15 protein-coding genes are annotated in these 19,152 nt (G+C 35.2%); 5 read left to right on the plus strand and 10 right to left on the minus strand.

The window, feature by feature from the left end; genetic code table 11:
• Positions 1-5 precede the first annotated feature (5 nt).
• Both ACSHW7_RS14910 and ACSHW7_RS14915 read left to right on the plus strand, forming a co-directional pair.
• Positions 6-1,214 (plus strand): NAD(P)-dependent oxidoreductase, encoded by a 1,209-nt coding sequence (locus ACSHW7_RS14910; RefSeq protein WP_435680216.1) that lies wholly within the window; start codon positions 6-8, stop codon positions 1,212-1,214.
• A gap of 138 nt (positions 1,215-1,352) precedes the next feature.
• Complete coding sequence (locus ACSHW7_RS14915) at positions 1,353-1,964, plus strand: hypothetical protein (protein WP_435680164.1); 612 nt, start codon at positions 1,353-1,355, stop codon at positions 1,962-1,964.
• Positions 1,965-2,399: 435 nt separating this feature from the next.
• On the opposite strand, the gene ACSHW7_RS14920 is transcribed toward ACSHW7_RS14915, so the two are convergent.
• A complete protein-coding gene (locus ACSHW7_RS14920) occupies positions 2,400-4,604 on the minus strand; it encodes an ATP-binding response regulator (protein ID WP_435680165.1) in 2,205 nt (734 codons plus the stop codon).
• A gap of 419 nt (positions 4,605-5,023) precedes the next feature.
• On the opposite strand from ACSHW7_RS14920, the gene ACSHW7_RS14925 reads away from it, so the two are divergent.
• On the plus strand, positions 5,024-9,526 hold the full coding sequence (locus ACSHW7_RS14925) for an HYR domain-containing protein (protein ID WP_435680166.1): 4,503 nt from the start codon (positions 5,024-5,026) through the stop codon (positions 9,524-9,526).
• A gap of 31 nt (positions 9,527-9,557) precedes the next feature.
• On the opposite strand, the gene ACSHW7_RS14930 is transcribed toward ACSHW7_RS14925, so the two are convergent.
• The 6 genes from ACSHW7_RS14930 to ACSHW7_RS14955 form a co-directional block, all read right to left on the minus strand.
• On the minus strand, positions 9,558-10,205 hold the full coding sequence (locus tag ACSHW7_RS14930) for a DUF1361 domain-containing protein (RefSeq protein ID WP_435680167.1): 648 nt from the start codon (positions 10,203-10,205) through the stop codon (positions 9,558-9,560).
• A complete protein-coding gene (locus ACSHW7_RS14935) occupies positions 10,192-10,554 on the minus strand; it encodes a DUF2809 domain-containing protein (protein WP_435680168.1) in 363 nt (120 codons plus the stop codon). Before ACSHW7_RS14935 ends, ACSHW7_RS14930 begins: the two co-directional genes overlap by 14 nt.
• Before the next feature lie 128 nt (positions 10,555-10,682).
• Positions 10,683-12,038, minus strand: a complete 1,356-nt coding sequence (creD, locus tag ACSHW7_RS14940) for a cell envelope integrity protein CreD (protein WP_435680169.1) — start codon at positions 12,036-12,038, stop codon at positions 10,683-10,685.
• 17 nt (positions 12,039-12,055) lie between these two features.
• Positions 12,056-12,334, minus strand: coding sequence for a hypothetical protein (locus ACSHW7_RS14945; RefSeq protein WP_435680170.1), 279 nt, complete (start codon positions 12,332-12,334; stop codon positions 12,056-12,058).
• Between the two features lie 119 nt (positions 12,335-12,453).
• Entirely contained in the window at positions 12,454-12,741 is a 288-nt protein-coding gene (locus ACSHW7_RS14950) for a winged helix-turn-helix domain-containing protein (RefSeq protein WP_435680171.1), read from the minus strand.
• A complete protein-coding gene (locus ACSHW7_RS14955) occupies positions 12,741-13,349 on the minus strand; it encodes a hypothetical protein (RefSeq protein ID WP_435680172.1) in 609 nt (202 codons plus the stop codon). The genes ACSHW7_RS14950 and ACSHW7_RS14955 overlap by 1 nt, the downstream gene beginning before the upstream one ends.
• A gap of 358 nt (positions 13,350-13,707) precedes the next feature.
• Between ACSHW7_RS14955 and ACSHW7_RS14960 the strand changes: the two genes are divergently transcribed.
• Positions 13,708-14,079: a DUF1801 domain-containing protein gene (locus tag ACSHW7_RS14960; protein ID WP_435680173.1), complete on the plus strand. Its 372-nt coding sequence runs from the start codon at positions 13,708-13,710 to the stop codon at positions 14,077-14,079.
• Positions 14,080-14,109: 30 nt separating this feature from the next.
• On the opposite strand, the gene ACSHW7_RS14965 is transcribed toward ACSHW7_RS14960, so the two are convergent.
• The 3 genes from ACSHW7_RS14965 to ACSHW7_RS14975 all read right to left on the minus strand — a co-directional run bounded on the left by ACSHW7_RS14965 (position 14,110) and on the right by ACSHW7_RS14975 (position 16,996).
• Positions 14,110-14,688, minus strand: coding sequence for a hypothetical protein (locus tag ACSHW7_RS14965; RefSeq protein WP_435680174.1), 579 nt, complete (start codon positions 14,686-14,688; stop codon positions 14,110-14,112).
• A gap of 24 nt (positions 14,689-14,712) precedes the next feature.
• Complete coding sequence (gene kdsA / locus ACSHW7_RS14970; RefSeq protein WP_435680175.1) at positions 14,713-15,531, minus strand: 3-deoxy-8-phosphooctulonate synthase; 819 nt, start codon at positions 15,529-15,531, stop codon at positions 14,713-14,715.
• 70 nt (positions 15,532-15,601) lie between these two features.
• Entirely contained in the window at positions 15,602-16,996 is a 1,395-nt protein-coding gene (locus ACSHW7_RS14975; RefSeq protein WP_435680176.1) for a T9SS type A sorting domain-containing protein, read from the minus strand.
• 242 nt (positions 16,997-17,238) lie between these two features.
• Between ACSHW7_RS14975 and typA the strand changes: the two genes are divergently transcribed.
• Complete coding sequence (gene typA, locus ACSHW7_RS14980) at positions 17,239-19,032, plus strand: translational GTPase TypA (RefSeq protein ID WP_435680177.1); 1,794 nt, start codon at positions 17,239-17,241, stop codon at positions 19,030-19,032.
• Positions 19,033-19,152 lie beyond the last annotated feature (120 nt).

Raw genomic sequence — 19,152 nt, forward strand, 5'->3', positions numbered from 1 at the left:
TGTCAATCACTTTTGCCATCATCAAAGAGCGTAAAAATCCACCAGACCGTCGCGTTGTTTTTTCTCCTTCAAAATTAAAAGAAGCAGCTTCAAAATTCCCAGATGCTAAATTTATCGTTGAATCTAGTGATGTTCGTGTTTTTAGTGATGACCAATATAGGGCAGCGGGATTTGAAGTAAAAGATGATGTTTCAGAAGCAGATGTAATGCTGGGGGTTAAAGAAGTTCCTCTCGATGCATTGATTGCAAATAAAAAATATTTCTATTTCAGCCATACCATAAAAAAGCAACCTTATAACAGAAAATTATTAGTTGCAATGCTGGAGAAAAATATAGAAATGTATGATCACGAAACCATAGTAAAGCAAAGTGGCGCTCGTTTGATAGGTTTTGGAAGATACGCAGGGTTGGTTGGCGCCTACAATGGCTTTAGAGCTCTAGGCATAAGAGATGGACTTTTTAACCTTCCAAAAGTAGAAAATCTCCCGGACCTCGAAGCCGTTAAAGCCGAATTGGATAAAATTACAATTCCGCCAATCAAAATATTATTGACAGGAACAGGAAAAGTAGCCAAAGGAGCTAAAGAGATTTTGGACTATTTAAAAATCAAAGAAGTGAGCGATGCATTATACCTCACAGCAGATTTTACAGAGCCGGTTTATGTCATGGCAGATGTTATGGAATATAGTAAACGTAAAGATGGTAAAGTTGGGGACAAGTATGCTTTCTATAAAGACCCCACGGGTTATGAAAGTAATTTTATGCCCTATGCAGCACAAACCGATTATTTTATCGCGGGACACTTCTACGGAAATAACGCACCCTACTTATTCACGAGAGAGGATGCGAAACAAGAAGAATTTAAAATCAATTTGATAGCAGATATTTCTTGTGATATCGATGGCCCAGTAGCAGCAACCATAAAACCATCCACAATCGCCGACCCTTTTTACGGCTACGACCCACAAACCGAAAAGGAAGTTGCAATGGATGCGAAAGGTGCAATCACAATGATGGCAGTGGACAATCTACCCTGCGAATTACCAAAAGATGCGAGTGAAGGATTTGGAGAAATGTTTTTAGAAAACGTAATCCCGGCTTTCTTCAATGGCGATGAGCGAGGTATTTTAAAAAGAGCAAAAATCACAAATTCAAACGGTGAATTGACAGAGCGATTTAAGTATTTAAGTGATTATGTGAAAGCAGTAGATTAATATATTTGATTAAATAAAATGCATTTCATCGAAAATATACGTTATTAAATCGTTTTAAGTTGGTTAATAAGTATGTTTTCTTACGTTTGTGTATCGTTGTCAAGATAAAGCCCAAATTTTATCTCTAAAATACTACTTATGAAAAACCTCATTACTATAATCCTACTATTCTTTGTAGGAGCTCAAATCACTGCTCAGGTAGGTATTAATACAGATGACCCTCAAGCTACATTAGATGTTAATGGAACTATGAGAATTCAATCACGCACAATGGTGTCTGGTGAGGCTAAAAAAATATTGGGTGTTGATGAAAATGGAATGATACTCGAGCTTGAAATGGATGATAACCTGTATATAGATAATAATAAAATATTTTATAACAATAGAAAGGAGAACATTACTGATTTGACAGTATTCACTACAGGTAATATGAATAACCTCCCCAGTATAATTTGGCCTGGAGCCGCAGGGAATGGGAGGGCTGTAGTAAGGATTTCAAATAACTTAAATGGAGGTAGCTTAACCATTACTGGTATAGACATGTCCTCGTTTGCAACACCATTTGATGCGCATGGGTATACTTTAATGTTATACTGTGTAACTGGAAACATGCAATTGTCGAATCTTGATGGAAATTCACTTATTAGCAATCAGTTCATTGGACAAAGTGCTTCTACTAATGTGAAACAATATGAAATTGTGAAATTGATGTACGACGGTTACTTAGAAAAATGGTTAGTGATGAAGTAGAGATTAATTAACATTAGAAGTACAAATAAAAAACCCACGATTATGCATCTTGGGTTTTTTATTTTATGAATGTCGTTAGTTGATTAAAATGATTTTAGGATTGCTTTTGATTTAAGGCTATGGAACCATAATAGATCTCTTGTTGAATATTAGAGCGATATTTAAAATTTGGTGTTGTACTAAAGTTTCTTATATGATGAAGTAGATAATATTTTAGTATGTTTATAAAATCACTAGCTTTCCTTTCTACATAAACTGTTCATATTATAAAAACGATTGATATCCTGTGTTTTCTTGGTGCTAATTGAATATCCTAAAAGCAATTTTAAAGGATTTCAGCGATTGTTGATGGTGTATTTAATTTAGAGATGGCAAAGATTATCTCATGAAATTAGAATTTCTACGAGCACTAAAATAAGTAATTGAGAATTTATTTTAGTGCTTAGGTGCAGCGTTAGTCAGAATAATGTTTATAAACTTCTCGTTTGAGTAAGGTTTTATGATAATATCGTTCATTAAATTAAAAGAATGATCACCCACTACTTTTTCTTTTTCTACTGCAGTTAATGCGATGATAGGAATATCTTGATTAAAAGATCTAATTATTTTTGTGGTTTCAAAACCATTCATTTCTGGCATATTGATATCCATTAAAATAATATCGAAGGTTTCGGCTTTTAACAGTTCGATTCCCTCTTGCCCGCTGCTCGCAGTTTTAGACGTTGCACCGTGGCGTTCAATAAATTTTCCTGTAACGAGTTGATTAATTTTATTATCGTCAATTATTAGCACATTGAAGTCATTTAAAATTTGATTTAAATCTGCATTTGCAATCTCATCGAGATGCGCTTTTTTAGACATGCCATATTCCAGTGCGAAGTGGATGGTAGTTCCCTTTCCGATAACGCTTTTCAGATTTAAAATTCCACCAAGTTGCTCTACCAGTTTTTTAACAATAGGAAGTCCAAGTCCAGTACCCATAAAATGTTGTCCGGTTCCGGTTTGGGCATATTTGTTATAAATTGTGGAAAGCGTTTTTTCATCGATACCAACACCAGTATCTTTTATAATAAAACCTATTTCTATTTTTTCACTCGTTCTGTTTATTTCTTCGAGGCTTATTTCAATAGTACCGTCGTTCGTAAATTTCGAGGCATTGCTTAAAAGATTTATTAGTATTTGAGAAATTTTAATTTCGTCACCCTCTATAATATTCGGTATAGAGTCGTCAATAGTAACAATGTATTTGTTGGGATGTTCTTCGCTTAAAAACTTTGAAGATTCAACGGCATTATATACTAAGTTGCGAATATCAAATGCTGAAATTTTAATGGCATCTGGCTCATTGCTTTCTAATTTGTTAAAGTGCAGAATATTATTGATAAGAGATAAAAGATAATCTGCCGAAAATTTAAGTGATTTTAAATGTCCCTTTTCACTTTTAAATAATTTATTTTCTGATAACATGTTCGAGATTCCAATGATACCGTACATTGGGGTTCTCAACTCGTGTGTTATATTTGAGAATAACACAGATTTAGCTCGCATTAGCTCCTCGCTACGCTCTTTTTCGGCTAAATATTGCTTGTTTTTCGCCGTTAGATCAACCACTAACTTTTTTCTTCTGTAATAGGATATGGCAATAGAAATTGAAAAAATCAATAAGATACCAGACGCAATTTTTACCCAAAACAACGTAGCTTCACGTTTTGCCTCGGCTTTGCTAATTTCATTGAACAGCTTTTCTTCCTCAAGCTGTTTCTTCATTTCTTCTACTTTAAATTTTGTGGTAACAGTTTGTACAGCTTCGACTTTATCAACCTCGAATTTTTCCTTTTCTAATAAATCTAATTTTTGCTGTGCCTCAAATGCTTCTTTATAATTTCCACGTAAATAAGCATTTTCTACTAAGGCAATATATATGTCAATTTTACCATCAAGATAATCTATTTCCTCAAAAATAGAATAACTCTCTTCAAGATCAATTTTAGCTTGTTTGTAGTTTCCTTTTTGATTGTTAAAGACGCCTTTGTTTAAACGATAGCTTCCTTTAAAGCCAACAAAAGTTGAATCATTTATATACTTGGTTGTTTGTGTAATATATTTTTCTGCAGAATCAGGTTGATTGAGTTTTAAGTACATTTCTGCAATATTTGAATTTAGAACTAAAAGTTTGTCTTCAAGATTTGCAGTTTCCGCTAATGGCAGGATGTTTTGGTACAATTTTATGGATTTCCTTCTGGAACTTGGTTCTTTTCTTAAAGCAAACAAATTTGCTAAATCAATTTCAGCAGCCAAAATCCAAGTTGTATCCTGTTCTTTATAGGCTAATTCAATTGACCTATTAAAGATTTTTTTTGCTTTTAATGAGTCATCAATTGCAAGATATGCATTACCTAAAAAGCTGGAAATATTATTATATACATTATAGTAAGAGGCGCTTTCTGAAAGTGTAATTGCTAATTCGCCATATTCAATAGTCTTATCATAATTACGCTTATAGAATTCACTTACGATGAACTTTTTCAAGGAATCAATCCTCTTAATCTTCAGACTATCCACAGTTTGCACCATCTCCCCTTGAGCAAAAAGCCCAAAACAAGAAAAAATAGAAATGTAAAAAATGATTAGGTGCCTCAAACCAATATTTTTAATCAAACATACGATTTTTTTTAATTTTTTTTCGACAAATAGCAAAATAATCAGATAATGTGCTTTCAAAGTTGTTTTTTCTGAGGAAATTTCCAAGGATCAATACCGTTGAATTATTTATTTAAATTATATATAAAACTGTTTTAAGATAAGTATACCTAATTGATTATAAGTTAAGTATGGATTTTTAATCTTTTGTGATACTACATTTCAGAAAAATGAATTCTGAAATTTTAAGATGTACAAAAAAATACACTTAAGCTTTTTGTTAATTCAATTTGATTTATATGAAATGTTAATTTTGAAGACGTATTTACAATAAATATGCTTTTTAACGGATTTATTTGTATTTAATGGATATTTTTTAGTTTATTTGTTTTGTGACAAACAAATTAAATTACACCCAGATGAAAAATATCTACGCCCCCTATCTACTTTTTGTTGTTTTATTTTCATTATCTACTTTCATTTTAAACGCAACTCCTCTTGTTGCGATAAATGAACTTTCTATAGATAATGAACTCTGTAATATTAGTATTACGTGTCCTTCAAATCGAACTGAATCCGCAACACCTACTTGTTCATTTCAAATTCCAGACTATACTGGTCTAGTAATGATATCAGATGCTTGTATGCCGCCTACTATTTCGCAAAGTCCACTTGCTGGAACTATTGTTGGTTTAGGGATTTACACAATCACAGTAACCGCAGATGATGGGACAAACATCGAGCAATGCTCGTTTGATATTTCAGTAATTGATACCACATCTCCAACACTTACATGCCCAATAGACCAAGTAGAGGTTTTTGATGAAAATTGTCAATTTATAGTACCCGATTATACGTCATTAGCAAGTGCTACAGATTCTTGTAGTGTGGGAAGTATTCCTATAACACAAAATCCAGCTCCTGGAACTGTTGTTTCTGGAACAACAACTATTTTCTTATTTGCAACAGATGATGCTGGAAATACAGGTGCATGTTTATTTGATGTGATAGCAAGTGATATCACACCACCAACCATTGTTTGCCCTGCGGACAGAAATGAAAATACAAACAATAATTGCGAATTTGTTATCCCAGATTATTCCAATCTTGCAACAGCAAACGATAATTGCGGAACACCTGTTTTTTCACAAATCCCAGTACCCGGAACTATCGTTGGTCTTGGGACAACATTGATTACAATGACTGCGAGTGATGGAATGAATGGTACATCTTGTACTTTCAACATTACTGTGGTCGATAATCTTCCACCAATAGTTGACTGTCCAGAAAATCTATTAGAGAATTTTGATGCTAATTGTGAGTTTGTCCTACCAGATTATACGGGTCTAGCTAACGTAACCGATGCATGCGATGTGGGACCTTATATTTTTTCTCAAAATCCTCCAGCGGGAACAACAGTAACAGGCGATACTACCGTAACAATATTTGCCGAAGATAATGTAGGAAACATAGGTTCTTGTTCTTTCCAAGTAATCCAAAATGATATTATACCACCAACAATTACGTGTCCATCAAATCAAACTGAAGAGGTAAATGCTAATAATTGTATGTTTATTTTACCAGATTATACAGGACTTGCCACTGCTATGGATAATTGTAATCCGGTAACAATAACCCAAAATCCACCCATTGGTTCTTTGGTAGGTTTAGGAACAAGTACCATTACATTAACTGCCAATGACGGTAGTAATGATACTACTTGTACATTCGAAATCGAAGTGCAGGACACCACGATGCCTAATGCCGTTTGCGCTTCACCTTTTAATGTGTCGTTAGATGCAAATGGTGTTGCCACGATTACTGCAGCAGATGTGGATGGCGGATCAAATGATTTCTGTGGAATAGCGCAAATGACCATTGACGTAAATAGCTTTAAATGTGAAAATTTAGGTGCTAATACAGTAGTGTTAACAGTAGAGGATATCTACGGAAATATTAGTTCATGTTCAACTACTGTGAACGTTCAAGACCCTTTATTTGTTTGTGACGAACCACCAACGGCACTTTGCCAACCAGTAGTAGTTTCAGCCAATGAAAATTGTGAAGGCGAAGCAACTGCTGCAGATTTTGATGCGGGTTCTTTTGACCCAGACGGAATGCCAACAGTTATAACAGTAAGTCCTGCGGGACCTTATCCTTTGGGTGTGACTACTGTAACATTAACTATTGACGACGGCACTTTTTCAGACAGCTGCACAACCACAATTACAGTTGAAGATAATACACCACCAACAATGACTTGTTTGAATAATCAAATTGAAAGTACTACTTCAAATTGTGAATTCGTTATTCCAGATTATCGCATAAACGCAGCCGCAAGTGATAATTGTAGCATGGTTTCAGTAACACAAACACCTGCTCCGGGAACCGTTGTTTCTTTGGGAACTACATTAATAGAAATAATTGCAGATGATGGTAGCAATCAACTTACTTGTTCGTTTAATCTTGATGTAATCGACGATACTTTACCTACGGCCGTTTGTCAAAATATCGTCGTGCAACTCGATGCAAATGGAACAGCAGTAATTAACGCTAATGACATTGATGCGGGAAGTAGTGATAATTGTGGAACTGTAACGCTCGCTATCAATAACGATATTTTTAATTGCAATGATATAGGGGAAAACACAGTTATTTTAACCGTGACGGATAACGCTGGCATAACAAGCGAATGTAACGCAATCGTAAATGTGGAAGATAACATCGCACCACAGGTTTTTTGTCAAAATATAAATGTGGTTTTGGATGCAAATAATGAAGCTCAAATCACTGCTGCTGATATCGATGCAGGGAGTTTTGATAACTGCGGAATAGATACTTATTCTTTAGATATTACAGATTTTGATTGTTCAATGGTAGGAGATAATACAGTAACACTAACGGTAACTGACGCTAGCGGAAATGTTTCTAGTTGTACAGCTACTGTGACGGTTCAAGATATGACACCACCGACAATGACTTGTTTAGATGATCAGACGGAAGGAACAACAGCAAATTGCGAATTTACAATTCCAGATTATCGTTTGGATGTTATGGCAAGTGATAATTGTAGTACTCTTTCAGTAACACAAACACCTACTCCGGGAACCGTTGTTTCTTTGGGAACTACATTAATAGAAATAATTGCAGATGATGGTAGCAATCAACTTACTTGTTCGTTTAATCTTGATGTAATAGACGATACTGCTCCTATGGCAATATGCCAAAATATTACCGTCCAACTCGATGCAAATGGAATAGCTATGATTGCTCCAAGTGATGTTGACGGTGGAAGCGCAGATAACTGTGGAGCGATTTCGACAGCTATAGATATTAATACCTTTACGTGTAATGATATTGGAGAAAACACGGTAGTTTTTACAGTGACAGATAATGCAGGTATAACGAGCGAGTGCAACGCAATCGTGACTGTTGAAGATAATTTAGCACCACAAGTGTCTTGTCAAAATATGACGGTAGTATTGGATGCTAACAATCAGGCGCAAATCACTGTAGCCGATATAAATACGGGAAGTACAGATAATTGCGGAATTGCCAGCTATGAGTTAAATATTACAGATTTTGATTGTTCAATGGTGGGAGAAAATACAGTGATACTTACAGTTACAGATGTTAATGGAAATGCAGCGACCTGCTCAGCAATTGTAACGGTTCAAGACAATCAATTGCCAGTTGCAAGTTGCCAGAATATAACGGTGCAATTGGATGAGTACGGTATCGCAACAATTTCGCCATCAGATTTGGATAACGGAAGTACTGATAACTGTGCAAACTTTACATTTTCAGTAGATATAGATATGTTTGATTGCAGTAATTTAGGAGACAACCCAGTTGTATTTACTATTACAGATGTTCAAGGAAACACAGCAAGTTGTAACGCAATGGTGACTGTGGAAGATGTATTGCCACCTGTGCTTAATTGTCAAAATATTACACGTAGTTTAAATTCAGATTATCAAGTTATCATTGATATTTATGATATATCTGTTGATATCATTGATAATTGTTCTGTAGTGAGTACAGATATAAGTGTAGATACATTTAACTGTTCAAATATTGGTGAAAATGAAGTTACTATAACAGCCGTTGATCAAAGTGGTAATGAATCAACATGCACGGTAACCGTAATGATTGAGGAAGGTGTTTTTGCTCCGAATGCAGTTTGCGAAAGTGTAACGGTACCTTTACAGCAAGATGGAACGGGAACAGTTATGGCGATTGATTTTGATGCCGGTTCAACAGGAGTTCGTTGTTTTAATGGATTTAGTATTGATAGAGATACCTTTACTTGTGATGATATTGGAGCACCTATTCAAATAGAATTTACGGTAACAAATGCAGCAGGGCAAACCGATACGTGCATTGCTTTTGTGAATGTAATTGACGGTCTAGCACCTCAAGTTTTCTGTCCCGAAGATCAATATGTTACGTCTACAGGACCTTACTCATTGCCAGATTATATTGCAACGGGACTAGCAATTGCAACAGATAATTGTGCGGTTCTAAGTACATCTCAAGACCCAGACCCTGGAACTTTATTGGAGCAGGGAGCGCATATCATTACAATTACGGCTCAAGATATGAACGGTTTTGAAGAAGAATGCGAATTTACTTTATATGTTGATGATACTCTAGGTGCTGAAACGCCACAAGCTTCTTTAGAAACCTTGGTGATGTATCCAAATCCTGCAAACCAAATAATCAACATTAGTAATCCACAGTTTGTGGCTATCGATGATGTTACTATTTATGATATCAGTGGTAGAGCTATCATAAAACAACGTATTTCTGAAATGAGCGCACTATTCACAATAGATGTGTCAAACCTACAGAGTGCTACGTATGTGGTTGTGATATCTTCAAAAAATGGACAAATTGTAAAGCAATTAGCTAAAGAATAAGGAAAATTAATTTTTGATTAAATGCTCAATCTTAAACTAAGGTTGAGCATTTTTTATATCCATTAAATAAGAGCATCAAAAGAATTCCAAAACTTAACGTGGTTAAAATGGCTAAAGGATTTCTAAAACTTGATACTATACTTTCAAATAAATTCATCGGATTTTGAACAATGTCCCAAGAATTAAACCGAAGAAATCTTCCCAAATACACTCCAAATCCACATAAAAAGTGAATGCAAATGTTGAGGTATTTAGTGTTTGCTTCGGAAATGTGCTGCGCCATTACCTTTTGAATCTGCACCATTGAAAGTAGATAACCATACAGGCCAGCAACGGCAAAACTCCCAATAACAACAATGTCAAGCCAAAGTATGATGTCGTTACTTCTTTGTAGATGAATCAAATCTGTCACAATGTAGGGAGCATTGGGTAAGAATAATAGCCAAAGCCCAAAACTTAAAAATTTCCAAATCTTGCTACTGTTTTTCTTTATAAGAAGTAGTGAAGAAATTCCGTAGGGAATCCAAGCCAAAAATAAATTCCAAACAAGAAATAAAAGAAAGAACGAATGTGTGATTTTTAACCGAAGCATCAATAAAAATAAACTTGTCCCCAAAAACAAAATCGAGTAAAATACCGTCGAAAAATTGTTGACTACTACTGATTTAATCTTTTCCATAGGATATAAAGTTTTCAATGAATACGATAGGCAGAATTCCGAGGGTGTAGGCCAACAAATCCCAAGGGTCAAAATGAGACCCGATGATAATTTTGACAAAGCGATTTTGGATGTTTAAAATTTCAGCAATCAAAAAATATTGCGCTATCTCAACCGCAAATGCAAAAAGGAGTACGGCAGCTGTCACTTTTATGGGATTGAATCTTTTAATACTTTGAGCTAAAGAATAGAGTAGTGGGATGACCAGGACATCGCCAATAAATCCACGTATAAATGAGTGGAACTGGAAATAAGCAATCGCAATTTCGGTAACTAATAGCAGGATGAATATTGTTATGTATTTTTTCATTTTTTCTTTTTTATAAGGGTTCAAAATTTTAAATTTTTTAAATGTCCCATTCTCAAAATAGGTTTCGACTGCGCTCAACCGGACAAAGAATTTCTAAATTTTGAACCCTTAAATTATTTTAATATTCACTATTCATTTCCCCATTCAATGCGGCGAGAGGCGAACATTATGATTGCGAGTATCAAGAATAAACCAATGCTTCCAACTAATAGCGCATAGTTTTCTAACTGAATAATCACATAGATAAACCCGTAAAGCGAAGCCAGCGAAGTAGCAATCAATAGCGGAAATTTAAACCCTTTAAGTATCGCTCTCGAATATAAAGTAACCAACCCTAGCACAGCGCCTGCAGCAATAACATACGCTTTTAAGAATGAACTGTGTTCACTTATGGAAATGAGCAATGTGTAAAACATGACCAGCGCAAGCCCAATCATTACATATTGAAAAGGATGTATGTAAATTTTACTCACAATCTGAATCATTAAAAACACCAACAACGTAAGCCCGATAACCATAAATCCGTATTTGGCGGTGCGTTCACTTTTTTGATACTCGTCCACAGGGATAACCAATTTTGTTCCGAAGGCAAACCCAGTAAGTTCGGGTAATTTATTGTAAAAAATTTGCTCAAATTGGCGATTGATTTGGTACACTTCCCAAGAAGCACTAAAACCGTCTGGCGTTATTTCGCGTGAGCCATCAATGGGCAGATACTTACCATCAAAGCTAGGGGAGTGCCAGTTCGAATTCATTGTGACTTTGGTCTCTTTTCCTATTGGGATAAACTTGAGGCTTTCACTACCGTTGATTTTAAGATTGAAATTAAAATTAATTTCACTTTCAGCATTCGCTTTTAAACCTTGGATAAATTCGCTTTGAATCGTGTTGAGGTAGCTCGTATCATATTTTGGGTTCATCGCCAATTTTTGGTCGCCCAGAGTAACTTCAAGCGTACTTCGAATTCCTTTAATATTACTTGTTTGAATGATGACGGCCGCTTTATCCCATAAAATATCTTCTGCTTTAATATCTCTTTCTGAAAGTTCTAACTTCGGAAATTTCCCTGAAACAGAAATATCAGAAGTATAAACAACAGATTCGTAGATACTCCTATTCAAAGGTTTTGAATCTACCTGCGAAGCGATATTCAAATCGTCCGGAAAAATATACGCCACGTTTGGGATTGTTTCGGTAACAGTTTCATATTTTTTTGAAACTTGGTCAAAAACTTTTTCGGTTTTGTAGGTGTTGTACGGCAGTTTTAAAATAGGCCCAGAAAGTATAACCTCATTTCCCCATTTTTCATTGATTTCTTGAATGACTTCCGCTTGACGGGTAGAGCGTTCATAAATAAGTTCTTTTACAAATTCTAGGGGTATGAGCAATACGATTAATAAAAATCCCACGACCAGCATTCTTGCTGTGATAGAGTCTCTCAACCAAGTGGTGAATTTGCCTTTTTTGTTTTCTAATGATTCCATAATTATTGTTTATTAAATTAGTGATTGAAATGTGTAAGGAGGTAGTAATAGCCCATTGCAATGGGAATGTTGCTGCAAATGATACAAATAGAGAAAAAGGCTTCTAGGCTGTCTTTGCGAATAAGTTCAATTAGCAGTACTAAAAAAGTGATGCTGTTAAATATTACAGCGATGACTATAAATACAAAGCCAATGAATAAAAGCTCGTGGCTCTTGGTGAATAATTCAAATAAAAAAAGCACGGTACCGATTCCAAAAAAAGTTCCTGCTGTTCTTATGGCTGTCTTTTGTTTCATAATTATAATCTCAAAGTACTTTGTTTTTCAAAGTGATTAATTCAAAAAAATACTCAAGGTGAGTTGAGCACAATCTTAATGGTTGTTTTCTACCTTCCTGTCGTGCCTTGGCAGGCAGGTTACCGAAGTAATTTTTCTAAGGCTTCTATATGTTTTTTAAATTCGGCTTTTCCTAATGGGGTAGCGCTGTATCGAGTATTTGGCTTTCGGCCAATAAATTGTTTTTCTACATTGATATAGGTTTCTTTTTCAAGCGATTTTAAGTGGCTGGCCAAATTGCCATCTGTCACATCCAGCAACTCTTTGAGACGGTTAAAGTCGGCATCCTCGTTCACCATCAAAATGGACATAATACCAAGACGAATGCGGTGATCAAAAACCTTATTTATGTTTTCAATAATTCCCACTAGTCTTTTCTTTCAGCGATGAGCATAATGGCTCCATAAACGATGTGCATGACTCCAAATCCTAACATCCACAGCCAAAAACCATAACCTGGAAAAATAGCACAAATGAGTCCCAGCGTAATTTCAATAAAACCTAAATATCTAATATGACCAATGCTATACTTGGCAGCACTCACTAAGGAAAGTCCATAAAAAATAAGCATCAACGCGCCCGTTTGCCCATATTTTTGTTGTCCTAAAATGATAATGATATAAATTCCTCCCGTGATTAACGGGATTAAAAAATTGATCAAAAGTCGTTTAGTGGTGTCATCCCATATTTTTACGCCATCTTTTTTTGCTCTTCGAGTGGTAATAAACACGGCAGTAACAACGCTAAAAAATGCTATTAGAAATAGGTCGAGCATAATGATTTTAAAGACGTACCCATCGAGAATCAAATATTCTCGTGCGCTATTTGCTACAATATAATAGGCTACGATACCGCCAATAATGGCATACATGCCGGCCATAATTCCTGCCCAGCCGCTCAAAGAAATAAAGCGTGACGATCTGTTCATCAAATTCTTGATTTCGCTGAGGTCTTTTAAATAATCTTGCTCACTCATATTAAAGTACTTTGAATTACAAAGTAAATATATATTTTTGAATTAAATTACTTTTTTCTTAGGAAATTTTAAAAAAGGGGAAAAACCCTTATTTAATTAGGTGTTTTCCCTCTTGTGAACGTTTGAAATACAACGCATCTTTATTCCATATTAATTTAATGCTATATAAATTGGGGAGTTTATAAGCGATATTAGTTAAAGAGAAGGTTGCTAGAAATAGCGACCTTTTTTATGAAACCCAATTTTGAAAAGCCTGAAAGGCGAATGCTAAAATGCTGGTTGAATAAATACCGCTATTTCAGCGGGATATTTTTTATGTAAAGATTTTTTAATAGATTGTTTGATATTCAAAGCTTCCATGAATCCAGCAGAAAGTTACATCCTTAACAAACCCGAACCATATAAAAGCATCTTACTACAGCTTCAAGTGGTGATTGAGCATACGATTAAGGATATCGATTTAACTTATAAATGGAGTCTGCCGTGTTATTGGTATAAAGAGCACAGCGGATTTTGCTATCTTAACCAAACCAAAAATTATGTGGACTTAGTGTTCTGGCGCTCGGCATATTTAGACATCCATCCCCAACATTTAAAACCCTACGGCAGAAAAGCCTTAAAATCACTCCGCTATTATAAGCAAGAGGACATTGATGAAGATGTACTAATAGAAATTCTACTCGAAGCCGATGGTCATAAAGAGAAGTCTTTTTATAAAAAGAAGAATTGACTACGAATTTAAAAATGAGACAATTAAGTTTTAACTGAAAATTTCTTTGAGATAGACTAGCACAAATAACCAACCCAAATATAGAGACGTAAAAGTTATAGCATAAATTAGTGAAATTCCAATATCTCCTTTTGTAATAATAGATTTTGAAAATACAAATTTTAGTGCTCTAAAAAATACCCAATATAGCATTGTTAGTAGAATAAAAAGGGAGAACCAGAAAATTACTTCAAGCAAAACTGACAACAAAATTATTGCTATTGTCATTCCTATCCATAAAAGTATTGATGTAATTATTCCGCCAATTCCATCAGCTATATCGATAGATGGTGTTTCTGATGATGGCGAAGCGTTTCCTAATAAGGCGCCACTCTCAAATTCTTTATATTTAGGAAAATCATCTTTCAGGCCCAGTCCTTTATAAAGACCAAATGTCATAAAAACAAATAATGTAAATCCAATTATTGATAAGGATAAATATAAGTTTGAGGTAAGTGATCTATTGTAATTTACACCTGTTAGATATACGGTTATAATAGTAACAGCTATAACGAGACTAGAAACAATAAAAACGGATTTTCCATTTAGATATGTTTGTTGAGGGTTCACGTTTTGCAGCTCTTATTGTATGATTTACAAACTTCTTACAACTCTTCTAATAGCCGTCAAATCTGTCAACAATTTTTCGAGCCTGCTCAAGTCGAGCATATTGGCGCCGTCACTTTTTGCATTTGTTGGATCAAAGTGGGTTTCGATAAAAAGTCCGTCGGCACCGGTGGCAATTCCAGCACGAGCTATGGTACTTATCATTTCGGGTCTCCCGCCTGTAACACCTGCACTTTGATTGGGTTGTTGTAAACTATGGGTCACATCAAGAATAACGGGCGCATATTGTTTCATCGTTGGAATTCCACGGAAATCAACAATCATATCTTGATAGCCAAACATGGTACCACGGTCTGTAATCCAAGCTTTATCGCTCCCCGAATCTTTCACCTTTTGCACTGCGTGTTGCATCGCCTCCGGACTCATAAATTGTCCTTTTTTGAGGTTGACCACTTTACCGGTTTCGGCAGCTGCGACAACTAAATCGGTTTGGCGCACTAAAAATGCTGGAATTTGTAACACGTCCACATATTCCGCAGCCATAGCAGCATCGCTTACTTCGTGAATATCCGTCACCGTTGGAACGTCAAACGTTTCTGAAACTTTACGAAGAATTTTCAACGCCTTTTCATCACCAATTCCTGTAAAACTATCAATACGGCTTCGGTTTGCTTTTTTGAAGCTTCCTTTAAAAATGTACGGTATTTTGAGTGCATCGGTGATGCTCAACACCTTTTCGGCAATTTTGAGCGCCATATCTTCTCCTTCAATAGCGCAAGGGCCAGCGAGTAAAAAAAAGTTGTCTGAATCTGCGTGTTTTATTCTAGGAATTTCTGAAAGATGCATAGTAGATTTTTAGTTGTGTAAAGATAGTAAATTACTACCCTATTTTGCGTTCTCTAATATCGTTGAAATTTTAGTGTTTAATCACCTTCAACACTTCAGATCTTCCGTTTTCAAAAGTAATGGCCACGAGATAAATTCCAATTGGAGCATTAGTCAGATCAATTGTTTCTTCTTTATAAACATTGTTGAGTTGGCGCCCCAACATATCATTTACAATAACTTTTTTTATTTGTGCTTCGGAAATTAGACTAACAATACCATTTGTAGGATTTGGGACGGCTTGTATAGTATTGAGACTATTGTCTTCTATGCCAAAAATTCCAGAACTGGGATACCAAGCAATTTTGTCATCGCCAATTGATGCGGAAATCAAATCAAGAAAACCATCACCATTTAAATCTGCCATAGCGGAAAAAATCGGGAAATCAACTTGTGTTGTAATTAATATATCATCACTAAAAATACCTTCTCCATTATTAACTTTCCATCTAATCTCATCAATTTGTCTTAAATTTCTAAGCATATCAACATCGCCATCATTATCCATATCATAAGCCAAATTACCAAAGGTTATATTGGGAATCAAAATAGGTTCTTCAAACGACGTTCCAGTATTATTGCCGGGAATCCAGTAAAAGTAGCTACCAATATCATCATTCACTGTGCTATAGGCAATATCCTCAATCCCATCCGTATTGATATCTGCCATTTGAATTCCATAAACACTTGTCCAATCTGATGCTGAGTATTGATACTGGAAAATTGCATTTTCTTGACTAAATGTACTATCTCCAAGATTTTCGTACCATACTAATTTTGCCGCAAAATTTTCTTCATGTGCTGTTACAAAATCTATTAAACCATCATTATTGATATCTGCGAGTGTAGGGTGAGTGATGTTTTCTGTTTCGCCTATAATTACTATTTCATTTTCGAATGTGCCAATACCATTAATATTTTCTCTCCAAACTATGCTGTGCGTAAAAAAATCTTGATATGTCATAATCAAATCAAAATGACCATCATTGTTAATGTCCATTAAAGAGATATCATTGACATAGTCATCTATCCTTTCAAAAATTAACTGTGGTATTCCAAAATTTCCATTACCGTCGAGATTTTCCATCCATTGAATTCTATTTGGATTGTTCTCTAAGAAGAGTAAATCTTTATCACCGTCACTATCAATATCTTGGTGTATTATTCTCAAATATGCAGTGGGAACATTATTTAACGTTTGTGATTCTTCAAAATCTCCTTGCCCATTAGTGTTTCTATACCAAACTAAATTAAAGCTATTATTTGAATTGGCTAGTATATCAATGAACCCATCTCCATCAATGTCAAATGGCAAAGCAAATGAAGGCTCAATTGAAGTTAACGATATAACCTCTTGTATTTCCCATTGAGCAAAAGAAATCGAGCTAAAAAGTAGAGCAATTACAAAAAAATATTTTTTCATCATTTAATTTTATTTTCATCTTATGAGGATTATCATTAAATATAATCAAAATATTATTAAGTTAAATTTACAAAGTAGAAATAACACGATTTTTCTAGTATTAAAATATCACCCCTTAACTTGCAAGTTATCCATTAATTAGCAGTACTTTTGCACCGTCAAAAAAAGCATGAAAAAGTCAATTGATTTTCAATGTTTTAATTGTCACTTAATTAAATAGTTAGCCGCCTTAGCGGACTTTGAAAATGGAAATTAAAAACATCGCAATTATTGCACACGTTGACCACGGTAAAACAACCTTGGTAGATAAAATTATGTATCACTGTCAATTGTTTCGTGACAATGAAAACACAGGAGATTTAATTCTTGACAATAACGATCTTGAACGTGAACGTGGTATTACAATTACATCAAAGAATGTTTCTGTAGTTTATAAAGACACTAAAATTAATATTATCGATACGCCTGGTCACGCCGATTTTGGTGGAGAGGTAGAGCGAGTATTAAACATGGCAGATGGTGTTTGTTTGCTAGTTGATGCTTTTGAAGGCCCAATGCCTCAAACGCGTTTTGTACTTCAAAAAGCACTTGACCTTGGTTTAAAGCCTTGCGTGGTAATCAATAAAGTAGACAAAGAAAACTGTACTCCAGAAGAAGTACACGAAAAAGTTTTTGACTTAATGTTTGAACTCGGTGCCGAAGAATGGCAACTAGATTTTCCAACGGTTTATGGTTCTGCCAAAAACAATTGGATGAGTGATGACTGGAAAAATGAAACAGATAATATCGAGCCATTATTAGATATGGTTGTTGAGCATGTGCCTTCTTTTGAAATTAAAGAAGGAAGCTTACAAATGTTGATCACGTCTTTAGATTTCTCTTCATTTACAGGCCGTATTGCCATTGGACGTTTACAAAGAGGTGTTTTAAAAGACGGAATGAAAGTTTCATTGGTAAAGCGTGATGGTTCTATTGTAAAGTCGAAAATTAAAGAACTTCACACGTTTGAAGGTCTTGGGCGTAAAAGAGTAACAGAAGTTCAAGCAGGAGATATTTGTGCGCTTGTTGGACTGGAAGGTTTTGAAATTGGCGACACGGTTGCCGATTTTGAAAATCCTGAAGGAATGAAAACTATCGCAATCGATGAGCCAACGATGAGCATGTTGTTTACGATTAACGATTCGCCTTTCTTTGGAAAAGATGGAAAGTTTGTAACATCTCGCCATATAAAAGAGAGACTGGAAAAAGAACTTGAGAAAAACCTAGCGCTCCGTTTGGAAGAAACGGGAAGTGCCGATAAATTTTTAGTTTTTGGTCGTGGTATCTTACACCTTTCGGTATTGATTGAGACCATGCGTCGCGAAGGATATGAATTACAAATTGGGCAACCACAAGTAATCATTAGAGAAATTGATGGTGTTAAATGTGAGCCAGTTGAAGAGTTAACAATTGACCTTCCAGAAAGTGTAAGTGGTACAGCAGTGAATATGGTTACCATTAGAAAAGGAGAGATGTTATCAATGGAAGCAAAAGGTGATCGTATGATCTGCCAATTCCAGATTCCATCACGTGGAATCATTGGTTTACGTAACCAATTATTAACAGCTACGGCGGGTGAGGCAATCATGACACACCGTTTTCTTGAATACCAACCTTTAAAAGGTGGAATTCCAGAACGTCAAAACGGATCTTTGGTTTCTATGGAAAATGGAAGTGCAATTCCATATTCAATTGATAAATTACAAGATAGAGGCCGTTTCTTCGTAAATCCGAATGAGGAAATTTATGAAGGACAAGTTATTGGAGAGAACACTCGTCAAGATGATATGGAAGTGAATATCACAAAAACGAAGAAACTTTCTAACGTACGTTCAAGTGGTGCAGACGATAAAGCAAAAATTGTTCCTGCGATTAAATTTTCATTAGAAGAAGCGCTTGAATTCATTCAAAAAGATGAGTATGTTGAGGTAACGCCCAATCACTTGCGAATTCGTAAGGTTTGGTTGAAAGCTACAGACAGAAAACGTAACAAGATGTAATTTACATCTATAGATTTAAAAAGGGTTAAAGGTGTAAAAACTTTTAACCCTTTTTTTATTCGGTTTTTCTTCGGAAATTTTAAAACAACAGCTAATATTTACATCGAGTTATATTTCCGT

It is taken from the genome of Patiriisocius sp. (genome assembly GCF_051252435.1).
Taxonomy (GTDB): domain Bacteria; phylum Bacteroidota; class Bacteroidia; order Flavobacteriales; family Flavobacteriaceae; genus Patiriisocius.